Source organism: Bradyrhizobium sp. URHC0002, from assembly GCF_054059515.1.
This window is the reverse complement of sequence record NZ_JBSSCF010000001.1, coordinates 6,326,650-6,339,580: the sequence shown is the minus strand read 5'-3', so window position 1 is coordinate 6,339,580 and position 12,931 is coordinate 6,326,650. Positions and strand designations below refer to the sequence as shown.

The following is a 12,931-nucleotide window of genomic DNA, read 5'->3' as shown; positions in this document are numbered from 1 at the left end:
GGATGAAAGCCACAGTGCCCCCGCTAGACCCGATCCACCCTGACGACACGGCCTTTTTCGATCGCAAGCGCCAGCCTGCCGTGTTTCAGCGCGATCGCGGCTTCGCCGAACAATTCGCGGCGCCAGCCGTGCAAAGCGGGGACGTCCGCCTGATCGTCGGCTGCGATCTGGTCGAGATCGTCGACGGTGGCGATGACCTTGCTGGCGACGGCATGGCGTTCCGACGTCATCCGCAGCAGCACCTTCAGGAGTTCGACCGTCGCAGCCCCGTTCGAATTGCCGCGCGGCTTTTCAATCTTCGGCAGCGTGTGGGGATCGCGGGCGAGGCCGCGCTGCACGGCGGCGATGATATCGGAGCCCCATTTCGAACGATCGAAGCCCTTCGGCAGCGAGCGTAGACCGGCGAGGCGTTCGAGACTGGTCGGGGCGTGGGTGGCGATGTCGCCGACCGCATCGTCCTTGAGCACGCGGCTGCGCGGCACGTCGCGGCCTTGCGCTTCCTGCTCGCGCCAGGCCGCCACTTCCATCAGGACCGCGAGCTCTTTCGGCTTGCGCACCCGCGTCTTGAGTCGCTCCCAGGCGCGCTCGGGGTGGAAATCATAAGTCTTCGGCGAGGTCAGGACTTCCATTTCCTCGCTGACCCAGTCGCTGCGGCCGCGCTTCTTCAGGTCGGCGTCCAGCGCTGCAAAGACGTCGCGCAGATGGGTGACGTCGGAGACCGCGTAATGCATCTGCTCCGGCGTCAGCGGCCGGCGCGACCAGTCGGTGAAGCGGTGGGTCTTGTCCGGCCGGTGACCGGTGACGCGCTCGACGAGCTGGTCATAGGCGATGCTGTCGCCATAGCCGAGCACCATGGCCGCGACCTGGGTATCGAAGATCGGGTGCGGAATGGTGCCGGACTGGTGCCAGACGATTTCGATATCCTGGCGGGCGGCGTGAAACACCTTGAGCACCGCCTCGTTCCCCATCAATTCGAAGAACGGCTTGAGGTCGATGCCGGGAGCCAGCGTGTCGATCACGACGGCCTCGTCCGCACTCGCCATCTGCACGACGCAGAGCAGGGGATAGTAGGTCGTCTCCCGCAGGAACTCGGTGTCGACGGTGATGACCTTGTGCTGAGCGAGCCGGGAGCAGGCAGAGGCGAGGTCGGAAGTGGTGGTAATCAGATCCATGAACAATCCATGACGCGTCGGACAGGCGTTCTGCCGAAAACGTTGATATGTCAAGGGTGTTGGGCCGGATTTGAGCCCTGCATTTGAGCCTGAGCACGGCTTTTTTGCGACCCAACCGCGGCCAGGCGGCTGGATACCGGCTGGCCATCGCCCGGCTTGACCAGGCGACCCAGTATTTCAGAGATGCGGGTGATGAATGGAGAGGCCGCGGCGTGCTGGATACCCGCTTTCGCGGACGCGACGGCGCCTCTCGAAACCGCTTACTCGTAGCGGACGCGCCGCGACCGCCGACGGCCCGACGGCAGCGCGAGCACGATGAGACAGAGCCCAATCATCACCATTCCCATGAATTCGAAAGCAAAGGCGTCCACGGCAATTCTCCCCCAAGTAAACCGATAGAATTGTGGGGAGCGCGTTGAGGGTTTGTTAATTTGTGGAACCGGGGGCGAAGTCCGTCGGCGGATGGTGGATGGGCGCTTAAGGATTGGGGTTAACGGGCAATAGTCGTCATGCCCTGCGATGAGATTTGCAACGCCGTCATGGCCTGCGACAAACGCAAATGCGTTTGCGCACGGGAGTGAAGCGACGGAGCGATCCGTCCCTCCACAAGTGGCGAAATGGATTGCTTCGCTTGGCTCGCAATGACGTGGAAAGATCAGCGCCTCACGTCCCGCAAAACGTCTGCAGCACGCGCTGCCCGGGCAGCGGCGGATCGGCGTAGGCCGCGAAGCCAGGCTGATCCTCGAACGGTTTTGACAGCACCATCAGCAATTCCTCGAACGGCGCGTAGTCGTCGTTCACGGCCGCCGCGATCACGGCTTCGACGCGGTGGTTGCGGGGAATGAACGCCGGATTGACGGCGCGCATCGCGGCCTGCCGCTCGGCTGCGGATTGCGGCTCGTTGGTGAGGCGCTGGCGCCATCGTGCGCCCCATTCGTCGAAGGCCATGGGATCGGTGAACTGGGCCCTGACGCTGTCGTTGTCGGCATCCGCAGCGGCATCTGCCAGGCGACGGAAGGTGAGGGTGAAATCGGCCTCGTTCTTCGCCATAACGTCGAGCAGGTCCTGCACCAGCGCCTCGTCGCCCTCGCGGGCGGTGAACAGGCCGATCTTGTTGCGCAAGCCGGCCTGATAGGCGGCGGTGAATTTTTCGGCGAACTCGCCGAGGATGAACTGCGCCTGTTCGATCGCCTTGTCCTTGTCGTCGGAGAACAGCGGCAGCAGGCATTCGGCGAGGCGCGTCAGATTCCAGAGCGCGATGCGTGGCTGGTTGGCGTAGGCGTAGCGGCCTTGTTCGTCGATCGACGAGAACACCTGCGCGGGGTTGTATTCGTCCATGAAGGCGCAGGGGCCGTAATCGATGGTCTCGCCCGAGATCGAGCAATTGTCGGTGTTCATGACGCCATGGATGAAGCCGACCAGAAGCCAGCGCGCGACCAGATCGGCCTGGCGGGAGACGACGCCTTCGAGCAGCGCGTGATAGGGGCGCTCGGCGTTCGCCACGTCAGGATAGTGCCGTGCGATGACGTGATCGGCGAGCTTCCGCACGCCTTCGGTGTCGCCGCGCGCGGCGAAGAACTGGAAGGTGCCGACGCGGATATGGCTGGCGGCGACACGCGTGAGCACGGCACCGGGCAGCATGGTCTCACGCTGAACGCGTTCGCCGGAGGTCACCGCGGCAAGCGAGCGTGTGGTCGGGATGCCCAATGCAAACATCGCCTCGCTGACGATGTATTCGCGCAGCACGGGGCCGAGCGCGGCGCGGCCGTCGCCCCGGCGCGAGAAGGGCGTAGGCCCGCTGCCCTTGAGCTGGATGTCGCGGCGGACGCCGTCCTTGTCGATGACTTCGCCGAGCAGGATCGCCCGGCCGTCGCCGAGCTGGGGCACGAAATGACCGAACTGGTGGCCCGCATAGGCCATCGCGATCGGGTCGGCGCCGTCAGGGAGGCGCTTTCCGGCGAGGATTTCGGCCCCTTCCGGGCCCTCCAGGACATCTGGATCGAGCCCGAGATGGACGGCCAGGGCCCGGTTCAGCTTGATTAGCCGGGGGGCGGCGACGGGCGTCGGGGCCACCCGGGCGAAAAAGTTCGCCGGCAGCGCCGAATAGGTGTTCTGGAACGGGAAATGGACGGTCATGACCCAAAGATAGGCGCGGGCACGCAATAGGCAAACGGTTAGGGCCGGTGCGGGCGGAAATCTCGCGTTTCGAGCGCAAAACAGGCCCTGCCATTGGTTGCCGCCCCCAGCGGTGTCGGGTAAACCCTCCCGCAATTCGCGCGGCCGTTGGCCCCGATTCTGACCTCCGACATCTGATTTTTGGGAATTCCATGCATCGCTACCGGTCACATACATGCGGCGCGCTTCGCGACCGCGACATCGGCCAAACCGCCCGTCTTTCAGGTTGGTGCCATCGTATCCGCGACCATGGCGGCGTGCTGTTCATCGATCTGCGCGACCATTACGGCATCACGCAATGCGTGGCGGACCCGGACTCGCCCGCGTTCAAGGAAGTCGAGAAGTTCCGCTCGGAATGGGTGGTGCGGATCGACGGCAAGGTGCGCCGGCGTCCCGACGGCACCGACAATCCGGAACTGCCGACCGGCATGGTCGAGGTCTATGTCAGCGAGATCGAGGTGCTCGGACCGGCGGCCGAGCTGCCGCTGCCGGTGTTCGGCGAGCAGGAATATCCCGAAGACATCAGGCTTAAGTACCGTTTCCTCGACCTGCGTCGCGAGAGACTGCACCAGAACATCATGACCCGCGGCGCGATCGTGGATTCCATGCGCAAGCGGATGAAGGAGCAGGGCTTCTTCGAGTTCCAGACCCCGATCCTGACGGCGTCCTCGCCGGAGGGCGCGCGCGACTTCCTGGTGCCGTCGCGGATTCACCCGGGCAAATTCTACGCGCTGCCGCAGGCGCCGCAGCAGTACAAGCAGCTCCTGATGATGTCTGGCTTCGACCGCTACTTCCAGATCGCGCCGTGCTTCCGCGATGAGGATCCGCGCGCTGATCGTTTGCCGGGCGAGTTTTATCAGCTCGACCTTGAAATGAGCTTTGTCGAGCAGGAGGACGTATTCGCGGCCGTCGAGCCCGTCGTCACCGGCGTGTTCGAGGAGTTCGCCAAGGGCAAGCCCGTGACAAAAGGCTGGCCACGGATTCCGTTCGCCGAAGCGCTGAAGAAATACGGCAGCGACAAGCCCGACCTGCGCAACCCGATCATCATGCAGGACGTCTCCGAGCACTTCCGCGGCTCCGGCTTCAAGGTGTTCGCGCGGATGCTGGAAGACCCGAAGAACCAGGTCTGGGCAATCCCCGGCGTGGGCGGCGGCTCACGCGCGTTCTGCGACCGCATGAACTCCTGGGCGCAGGGCGAAGGCCAGCCCGGCCTCGGCTACATCATGTGGCGTGAGGGCGGTGAGGGTGCGGGGCCCTTGGCCAACAACATCGGCGCGGAGCGGACGGCGGCGATCCGTGCGCAGCTCGGCACGAAGGAGGGCGATGCCGCCTTCTTCGTCGCAGGTGACCCGGAAAAATTCTGGAAGTTTTCAGGCCTTGCCCGCACCAAGGTGGCTGAGGAACTGAACCTGATCGACAAGGATCGGTTCGAACTCGCCTGGATCGTCGACTTCCCGATGTACGAGTACAACGAGGAAGACAAGAAGGTCGACTTCTCGCACAACCCGTTCTCGATGCCGCAGGGCGGCCTCGACGCGCTCAACGGGCAGGATCCGCTGACCATCAAGGCGTTCCAGTACGACATCACCTGCAACGGCTATGAGATCGCCTCCGGCGGTATTCGTAACCACAAGCCGGAAGCGATGGTGAAAGCGTTCGAGATCGCGGGCTATGGCGAGAAGGATGTCGTCGAGCGTTTCGGCGGCATGTATCGCGCGTTCCAGTACGGCGCCCCGCCGCATGGCGGCATGGCGGCCGGCGTCGACCGCATCGTGATGCTGCTGTGCGGCACCACGAACCTGCGCGAAATCTCGCTGTTCCCGATGAATCAGCAGGCCGTCGACCTGCTGATGGGCGCGCCGTCGGACGTCGCGATGAAGCAGCTGCGTGAACTGCACATCCGGCTCAATCTGCCGGACAAGACATAGGGCTCGGGCTAGCTCACAGTCCCGTCGAAGCCTCGATCCGGAATTGCGCCAGCGCGAGGAGCGGATCGGTCTTCAACAACTGGACAAGCTGCAGCGCCGGCACCTTGGCGCGCGGCGTCAGCTTGATGACCAGTGTCTGCCCCGGGCTCTCGAGAAAGCTGACCAGCGGGCCCCTGATCGCCTCCGTAATTGTCTCGGTTGTGCTGGTGTCCCTGATGCCTTGAGCGATCGCTTGCCGCGCGGCCTCTTGGCTGACGTTCTGGGTGCGCGCATATTGGGCGACCGCGACATCGACGCCGCCCAGATCGCGCAGCGTGAGCTCGATCGTGCCGGCTTCGATCTGCGCCGCCGCGCCCATCGCCTGGGCTGCGTTGGCCGAAAATACCTGCCGCGGTACGTTGGCGAGCGCGATCCGCGCCGATGCTTTCACGATCCCGCCGATCTCGAGCTTCGGGATGTCGACAACGAAGTTGCGGGCCGCCTCGGTCCATTCCGCGCCGATATCACCATCAGCCGAAAGCGTGTCCAGCCCGGCCGCAATGAGCGCTTTCATCGAAGGATTGGTCGCATCGACCGGCGTGGTCATTTTCGCGGTCAGGCGCACCTTGCTCGGAATGGGTCCGACGAATTGTCCCCAGTTCACGTCGAAGCCATCGAGGTTGACGAACTTGCCGGTGCTCCTGAAGGGCGCCGTGACGCCCTTGATCTCGACACCCCCGATGAGAGGAAACAGCCCCGCGATCAGTTCAGGGGTGGGCGTTTGCGCCGGATTCGCGAACTGCGCCGACATTCGCATGAAGTTGGCGATATCCAGCGACTTGAGCGCGAAGCGTCCGATTTTGACGGGCCCTTTCGGCGCGCTTGTATCGAGCCCTTCGAGCGCAAACTCGCCGATCTTGCCGTCTTCCAGGTTGAACCTGATCGCCTCGAGCTTGAACGGGCCTTGCGGTGTTTCGGCCGAAAGGCCGCGCATCTCGGCCGTTCCGATACGCATGCCCTCGTAGATCGTGGCCGCTCTATCGATCAGTTCGCGCACCTGCGTGGGTGAAGGCTGGGCGGTTCCGGCAGCCTGTATCGTCGCAAGCAGCGCCGGAAGTTGCAGTTTCGACGGGCGTACGGCGACGTCGTCGAGCGTCATCGCGTCGATGCGCATGCGAAGACCTTGCGCAGAAGTGACGGTGTAGGGGCCGGCGGTCGTCTTGCCGTAGGCGCGAATATAGCGATCGTCGTTCGCCTTTTGCGGGTCCAGGGTGGCGGCAAGCGCAGCGGCATCGAAGTCGCGCGAGGCAAGATTGGCCATTTCGCCGGTCATTTTGTCAGGCTTGCCGGCGTGTTGCGTATTGATCGTAAAGTTAACCCGCTCGACCTGCATGGTCGCGATCCTGCCGCCCTTGATGTCCTGCAGGGCCATGCCCGAATAGGCGAACTCTCCCGACATGGCGGCGCCGAAGTTGATCGTCCCCGTAAAGCTCGGTGCCGAGACCGATGCCGCCGAGATCGCGGCGAACCGCTCCAATCCGGATCGATACGCGTCGATGATGGACGTCGAAGTCGATGGCGTCTGCATGCTCGCGGGGCAGGAATAGTCCTTCACCACGAGGCGCGGCATTTTGTAGGTGAATTTCGCGTCCGTCGGGCCCGCAGCGCTGCTGCCGATCTCGATATCCGAAGCTTCGATCGTGTCGGCCGAGAAGCGGCCCGCTTCCTGCTGGCCGACCCCTGAGGCGGTGACGCCGGCGATCTTCAGGCGGAGTGGCGGCTGCGTCGCCGTTTCAGTCGCGATATCGTCTATCCGGAGCGTGCGGCTCTTCAGGTCGAACGACACCTTGCCGTGGCTTGCCTTGCCGCCGCCCGCGCGAATCTGTGCGAATGCGGCCTCGACGTCGCCTTCGATCCGGTGCTGCGTATAAAACTCGAAGCCGAAGAAGCCACCCACCGCGATCACGACCGCAGCGGCCAGGCCCATCAGTATCTTTACCATTAGTTGTGCTCCGGGCACCGACATTAGCGGGAGGCAAAATTGCCACATGTCGGTCAAGGGGATGGGGTAGGGAGGATAATATGCTACCGGCTTTGCTGCTTTGCGTCGATGCCCCCTGTTGATGGGAACGCTCTCGGATATTGCATCCGAGCGGTTGCCCGTGCTTCACATCCGGCTCAATCTGCCGCACAACTAACGGTTCGAACGAAGACCGGCCTCGGCGCGTAATTCGGGGTCGAGGAAGCCCGTGGGGGAGTGTATGTCGTCCTATTCTGAAGATCTGCGCTCTGCGGCGCTCGCGTATCACCGGCTGCCGCGCCCGGGTAAACTCGAAATCCAGGCCACCAAACCGCTCGCCAACCAGCGTGACCTCGCGTTGGCCTATTCGCCGGGCGTTGCTGCGGCCTGCACCGAAATCGCTAACAATCCGGCCGAGGCGGCGTCACTGACGTCCCGGGCGAATCTGGTCGCAGTGGTCTCCAACGGTACCGCGGTGCTCGGGCTCGGCAATATCGGGCCATTGGCCTCCAAGCCCGTGATGGAAGGCAAGGCGGTCCTGTTCAAGAAATTCGCCGGGATCGACGTGTTCGACATCGAAATCGCCGCCGACACCATCGAGCGCGTGGTCGAGACGGTGGCAGCGCTGGAACCGACCTTCGGCGGCATCAATCTCGAGGACATCAAGGGACCGGAGTGTTTTGAGATCGAGGCGCAGCTCAAGGAGCGCATGAAGATCCCGGTGTTCCACGACGACCAGCATGGCACCGCCATCATCGTGGGCGCCGCCATCGTCAATGCGTTGCTGCTGAACGGCAAGAAGCTGCCTGATGTGAAGATCGTCTGTTCGGGCGCCGGTGCTGCGGCGATCGCGTGCCTGAATCTCCTCGTCTCAATGGGTGCGCAACGCAAGAACATCTGGGTCTGTGACATCGACGGCGTGGTGCACGAGGGCCGAAACACGCTGATGGACCGCTGGAAAGCGGTCTATGCGCAGAAGACCAATGCCCGCGTGCTGGCGGACGTGATTGGCGGCGCCGATATCTTCCTGGGGGTTTCCGCGCCCAACGTGCTCAAGCCCGAGATGGTCCAGTCGATGGCGGACCAGCCGCTGGTGATGGCGCTGGCCAATCCGAACCCGGAAATCATGCCGGACGAGGCGCGGAAAGCGCGCTCCGACGCGATGATCTGCACCGGGCGCTCCGACTTCCCGAACCAGGTCAACAACGTCCTGTGCTTCCCGTTCATCTTCCGCGGCGCGCTCGACGTCGGCGCCACCAGCATCAACGAGGAAATGAAGCATGCCGCCGTCGACGCGATTGCGCAGCTCGCGCGCGATCCGCCGTCGGATGCGGTCGCCCGCGGGTTTGACAGCGGCGAGACGCAGGGCTTCGGTCCGGGCTCGCTGATCCCGAGCCCGTTCGATCCGCGGCTGATCCTGCGCATCGCGCCGGCGGTGGCGAAAGCGGCGATGGAATCCGGCGTGGCGACGCGGCCGATCACGAATTTCGACGAGTATACCGCATTGCTGGAGCGCTTTGCGTTCCGCTCCGGCCTCGTCATGAAGCCGGTGTTTGCCAAGGCGAAGACGCAGCCGGTCCGCGTGATCTATGCCGAGGGCGAGGACGAGCGCGTGCTGCGCGCCACGCAGGTCGTGCTCGAGGAAAAACTGGCGCGGCCGATTCTGGTCGGACGCCCCTCCGTCGTCGAGGCAAGGCTCCAGCGGTTCGGCCTCTCGATCAAGGCCGGGCAGGATTTCGATCTCATCAATCCCGAGGACGATCCGCGCTACCGCTCCTATGTGCAGACCTATATCGACGTTGCCGGCCGGCGTGGCGTGACGCCCGAAGCCGCGCGCACCGTGGTTCGCACCAACAACACGGTGATCGCAGCGCTTGCGGTGGTCCGCGGCGAAGCCGATGCCATGATCTGCGGCGTCGAAGGCCGCTATATGAGCCATCTACGCCATGTCCGGGAGATCGTCGGTTTCCTGCCGGGCGCCAGCGATTTCGCGGCGCTGTCGATGATGATCACCAGCAAGGGATCCTATTTCATCGCCGATACGCAGGTGCGCCCGAACCCGAGCGCCGAGGAACTCGCGGAGGTGGCCTCGCTGGCGGCAAACCACGTGCAGCGGTTCAACATGAAGCCGCGCGTCGCCTTCGTGTCACATTCCGACTTCGGCAGTTACGACACCGACTCCTCGCGCAAGATGCGCCGCGCCACCGCGCTTCTGAAGGAGAAGCATCCGGAGATCGAGGCCGATGGCGAAATGCAAGGCGATACCGCGCTCTTGGCCGCGGCGCGCAAGCTCGTGCTGCCGCATTCTAACCTGGAAGGCGATGCCAACATCCTGATCATGCCGAACCTCGACACCGCCAACGTCGCCTACCAGATGATCAAGACGCTGGCGGATGCGCTACCGGTCGGTCCGATCCTGATCGGGCCGGCGCGCCCGGCGCATATTCTCACCCCGGGGGTGACGGCGCGCGGCGTGCTCAACATGACGGCGGTTGCCGCTGTCGAAGCCCAGGAGCGCGCAGGCCGCCAGCAGCCAACCTTATTTGGCTAGATCCCGGTTCAGATTGAACCAAAATCGGGATCTAGCATTTTGTTCCGGCGTATTTTCTTCACGCGGACCGCTACCAGCGTCGCTTGAAAACGCTATGATCAAAAAAGGGCCTTGGTTCTGCTTCTATCAGAAGGTCTGGTGAGGCCCGTGCAGGCCCCTGCGCGGATGGTTTCGATTTGAGCGTTTGAAAAGCGGAGACGGAACGCCCATAATCGTTTCGCGCCGCCTGCTACCATTGCATGCCATTCAGTGAGGCCATTCCCATGCCAGCGTTAGTTACCTTCGGGCGAGTCCTGTTCGCCGTCCTCTTCATGTACACGGGAGCGACCAAGCTCTTCGCGATTCAGCAGACGGCGGACTTCATCGCAACCAAGGTGACCATCCCGGCGATGCTCGCGCCCTATGCCTCGCAGCTCGAAACCATGACGGGGATGCCGATGCCGCAATTGCTGGCGTTCGGCGTCGGCGGCTTCGAGATCCTCGCCGGGCTGATGATCGCAGTCAATTTCGGGGCGCGCTTCTTCTCGATCCTGCTGATCTTCTTCGTCATCGCGGCGACCTTCTACTTCCACGATTTCTGGAACCAGCCGGCGCCCGAAAATGCCAAGACGCTGATCGACGCCTTGAAGAACCTGTCGCTCATCGGCGCGCTGTTCATGATCGCGGGCTACGGCCGCGGGCCGCGGCCGAATGAACCGGCCTACGGGGACGTATAGTTTCAATTCATTCTAAGGCGTCGCGCCGCCATGGCGTGACGCTGACCTCGTTAGCTGCATCAAGCATCTGCGGCTGGCCGGCGCGCAAGCCGTGCGCCGCGAGGATTTGCTGCGGCGTACGGGCCGGGACGCCGGGAAAGCAGGGTTCGCCGCCGGGAAGGCGGATATGCGGCGCCACCGAGAGCCAGAACTCGTCATAGCGGTCCATGAACATGCCGAATACGCCGGGGCCGCCGATCACGGCGACGGTGCCGGCGTCGACGCCCGCATGTTTGCATGCGGCGTCAAACGACGCGCCCGCGGGATTCCACAAGAGCGCTTTCGGATTGGACGGATCGGGCGCGATCGCGTCGACCGTCCGCGTCAGGATGATGCGCCTGCGTCGCGGTGAGTTCGGCTGGTCTTCATAGGAATTGCGGCCGTGCAGGATCAGATCGGCGCGGTCGAGGGCAGCAGTAAAAAATGCCTTGTCGCCCTCGAACTTCAATTCGTCCGGCATGACATTGCGCGCGTCGGCCAGCATGCCGTCCGCGGAGACGATGACATAGCCTTCGAAACGCAGCAACGGCACGGGCTTGTGTCGCCTGGTGTTATTCCGAGATCGTCTGCACGACGCTGGAGACCGGGCGCGAACTCACGGTCGGCAGCTTCAGATCCTTGACGATGTCTTCGTCATACTGGGCGATGGTCTGCACCGGCGTCTTGGCGCGCATTGCCACCACCTTGTAGCCACCTTCCTTCAGCTTCTTCAAGAGCTCGGGCAGGGCTTCGGCGGTATGCTTCTGGAAGTCGTGCATCAGGATGATGCCCTTGCCGTGCTTCTCGACCTTGCGCATCACGTTGTCGATGATGGTTTGCGCCTTGCTTGCCTTGAAGTCGAAGGAATCGAGGTCGCAGGAGAATATCCCGATGTTGCGGGTGCCGAGATAGGTCACCATCTCCGGCGGGTGTTGCAGTGCCGGGAAGCGGAAGAACGGCGCCGGCGCCTTGCCGCCCAGCGCCCATTTTACGGCGCTGAATCCCTTTTCGATTTCGTCCTTGCGCTGCTGCTCGTTCAGCTTCTTGTTGACGAGGGCGGCATGCGACCAGGTGTGCGACCCGATGGAATGGCCGGCCGCCATCACCTGCTTGAGAATTTCCGGATAGTAGGTGGCGTGCTTGCCGATCGGGAAGAAGATGCCGGTGGTGCATTCCTCCGCCAGCGCCTTCAAGACCGCAGGCGTATTCACCGGCCACGGACCGTCGTCAAACGTCAGAACCACTTCCTTGTCGCGCAGGAAGTCGAGTTCCTTGAAATGTTCGAAGCCGAAACCGGGACCGCCGGTCGTGTCGATCTCGACGGTGCGGCCGATGCCGAGCGCGTTCGGATTGTTGCAGGGCGGACGGGTCGAGGCCGGCGCCGGCGGCGGGGCGGGGGCTGGAGCTGCCTGCGGCGGAGCAGCCGCGCCCTTGGCGGGTGGCGACTGCGACCACGCCGCGCTTGATGCCAAAAGCGAAACCGCGCCTGCAAAGATCAACCCTGCCGCAATACGCATCTTGTTTTCCCTAGATTCGAATCCCGCTCCCGGTCGCGGCATTGCCGTCGTCCGGTCTGCCTCCATGCCCCGGAGCACATAGTAACCTAGTTGGAGCAGACGCGCCAACGCAACCGCTGTGGTTACGCCCAGCCGATTTGTCGCTCATTTCAGGAGTCTTGTAGTCTTTTTGACACGCGTTTCCTTTACGCGAACCGCTACCCACTTCGCTCGGAAACGCCTTGGGTCAGCGCCCGCGCGATGGCGGTTTTCACCCGTGTATCCACGGGTTCGACGGATTCCGGGAAGACGTCGGCGATATAGCCGTCGCGGCCGATCAGGTATTTGTGGAAGTTCCAGCGTGGAACATCCTTCGGCCGCGCCTCAGCGGCCCATTTGTAGAATGGATGCGCGTCCGGCCCCTTCACGACGGCCTTCGCGGCGATCGGAAAGGCGACGTGGTGGTTCTGCGCGGTCGCAGTGATTTCGGCCGTGCCGCCCGGCTCCTGGCCGCCGAAATCGTTGGAGGGGACGCCGATGATCATCAGGCCGCGTCCGCCGAACTCGGTCCACAATTCCTGCAGCCCGCCATATTGCGGCGTGAAGCCGCAGAGCGAAGCGGTGTTGACGATCAGGATCGGCCGGCCTGCAAACTCGGAAAGCCTGATATCGCCGCCGGCCAATCCCGGAAATGAAAACGCGTAAGCCGTGATCCGGCTCATGCCGGCCTGCGCCAGGGATTGCCGGTTCGAGGCGACGGCGGCGATCGCGGCCAGCGCCGCTGATATCACGCTCCTGCGGTCCATCATGAAAAGCCTCGCGCTGCGGTTCAGCAGCGCAGAGCATAGCGCAACGCGCGGGCCGCTACCGCTCAAC

The 12,931-nt window shown here is 63.6% G+C and carries 9 protein-coding genes; 3 read left to right on the top strand and 6 right to left on the bottom strand.

The genetic code is table 11. From position 1 onward, the window contains the following. Positions 1-23 precede the first annotated feature (23 nt). A complete protein-coding gene (gene rnd / locus ACVWVY_RS30995) occupies positions 24-1,172 on the bottom strand; it encodes a ribonuclease D (RefSeq protein ID WP_456629935.1) in 1,149 nt (382 codons plus the stop codon). A gap of 663 nt (positions 1,173-1,835) precedes the next feature. Further along, positions 1,836-3,308 carry a protein adenylyltransferase SelO gene (locus ACVWVY_RS30990; RefSeq protein WP_456629934.1) on the bottom strand — a complete coding sequence of 491 codons (1,473 nt, stop codon included), beginning with the start codon at positions 3,306-3,308 and terminating at the stop codon, positions 1,836-1,838. Between the two features lie 191 nt (positions 3,309-3,499). Between ACVWVY_RS30990 and aspS the strand changes: the two genes are divergently transcribed. Next, a complete protein-coding gene (aspS, locus tag ACVWVY_RS30985; RefSeq protein ID WP_456629933.1) occupies positions 3,500-5,275 on the top strand; it encodes an aspartate--tRNA ligase in 1,776 nt (591 codons plus the stop codon). Positions 5,276-5,288: 13 nt separating this feature from the next. On the opposite strand, the gene ACVWVY_RS30980 is transcribed toward aspS, so the two are convergent. Further along, positions 5,289-7,256 (bottom strand): hypothetical protein, encoded by a 1,968-nt coding sequence (locus ACVWVY_RS30980; RefSeq protein WP_456629932.1) that lies wholly within the window; start codon positions 7,254-7,256, stop codon positions 5,289-5,291. Between the two features lie 259 nt (positions 7,257-7,515). On the opposite strand from ACVWVY_RS30980, the gene ACVWVY_RS30975 reads away from it, so the two are divergent. Together ACVWVY_RS30975 and ACVWVY_RS30970 are read left to right on the top strand one after the other, a co-directional pair. Further along, the gene (locus ACVWVY_RS30975; protein WP_456629931.1) at positions 7,516-9,825 is read left to right on the top strand and encodes an NADP-dependent malic enzyme; all 2,310 of its coding nucleotides are present in this window, start codon (positions 7,516-7,518) and stop codon (positions 9,823-9,825) included. 263 nt (positions 9,826-10,088) lie between these two features. After that, positions 10,089-10,541, top strand: coding sequence for a DoxX family protein (locus ACVWVY_RS30970; protein WP_456629930.1), 453 nt, complete (start codon positions 10,089-10,091; stop codon positions 10,539-10,541). 7 nt (positions 10,542-10,548) lie between these two features. Here the strand turns inward: ACVWVY_RS30970 and ACVWVY_RS30965 are convergent, their stop codons facing one another. The 3 genes from ACVWVY_RS30965 to ACVWVY_RS30955 all read right to left on the bottom strand — a co-directional run bounded on the left by ACVWVY_RS30965 (position 10,549) and on the right by ACVWVY_RS30955 (position 12,864). After that, the gene (locus ACVWVY_RS30965) at positions 10,549-11,064 is read right to left on the bottom strand and encodes a dihydrofolate reductase (protein ID WP_456632349.1); all 516 of its coding nucleotides are present in this window, start codon (positions 11,062-11,064) and stop codon (positions 10,549-10,551) included. A gap of 67 nt (positions 11,065-11,131) precedes the next feature. Next, a complete protein-coding gene (locus ACVWVY_RS30960) occupies positions 11,132-12,076 on the bottom strand; it encodes a polysaccharide deacetylase family protein (protein ID WP_456629929.1) in 945 nt (314 codons plus the stop codon). Between the two features lie 197 nt (positions 12,077-12,273). Beyond that, the gene (locus tag ACVWVY_RS30955; protein WP_456629928.1) at positions 12,274-12,864 is read right to left on the bottom strand and encodes a glutathione peroxidase; all 591 of its coding nucleotides are present in this window, start codon (positions 12,862-12,864) and stop codon (positions 12,274-12,276) included. Between the last annotated feature and the right edge of the window lie 67 nt (positions 12,865-12,931).

Coding starts and splice junctions, on each gene's coding strand:
- aspS (WP_456629933.1), top strand. CDS start 3,500: ATGCATCGCTACCGGTCACATACATGCGGCGCGCTTCGCGACCGCGAC.
- ACVWVY_RS30955 (WP_456629928.1), bottom strand. CDS start 12,864: ATGATGGACCGCAGGAGCGTGATATCAGCGGCGCTGGCCGCGATCGCC.
- ACVWVY_RS30975 (WP_456629931.1), top strand. CDS start 7,516: ATGTCGTCCTATTCTGAAGATCTGCGCTCTGCGGCGCTCGCGTATCAC.
- ACVWVY_RS30970 (WP_456629930.1), top strand. CDS start 10,089: ATGCCAGCGTTAGTTACCTTCGGGCGAGTCCTGTTCGCCGTCCTCTTC.
- ACVWVY_RS30965 (WP_456632349.1), bottom strand. CDS start 11,064: ATGCTGGCCGACGCGCGCAATGTCATGCCGGACGAATTGAAGTTCGAG.
- ACVWVY_RS30960 (WP_456629929.1), bottom strand. CDS start 12,076: ATGCGTATTGCGGCAGGGTTGATCTTTGCAGGCGCGGTTTCGCTTTTG.
- ACVWVY_RS30990 (WP_456629934.1), bottom strand. CDS start 3,308: ATGACCGTCCATTTCCCGTTCCAGAACACCTATTCGGCGCTGCCGGCG.
- ACVWVY_RS30980 (WP_456629932.1), bottom strand. CDS start 7,256: ATGGTAAAGATACTGATGGGCCTGGCCGCTGCGGTCGTGATCGCGGTG.
- rnd (WP_456629935.1), bottom strand. CDS start 1,172: ATGGATCTGATTACCACCACTTCCGACCTCGCCTCTGCCTGCTCCCGG.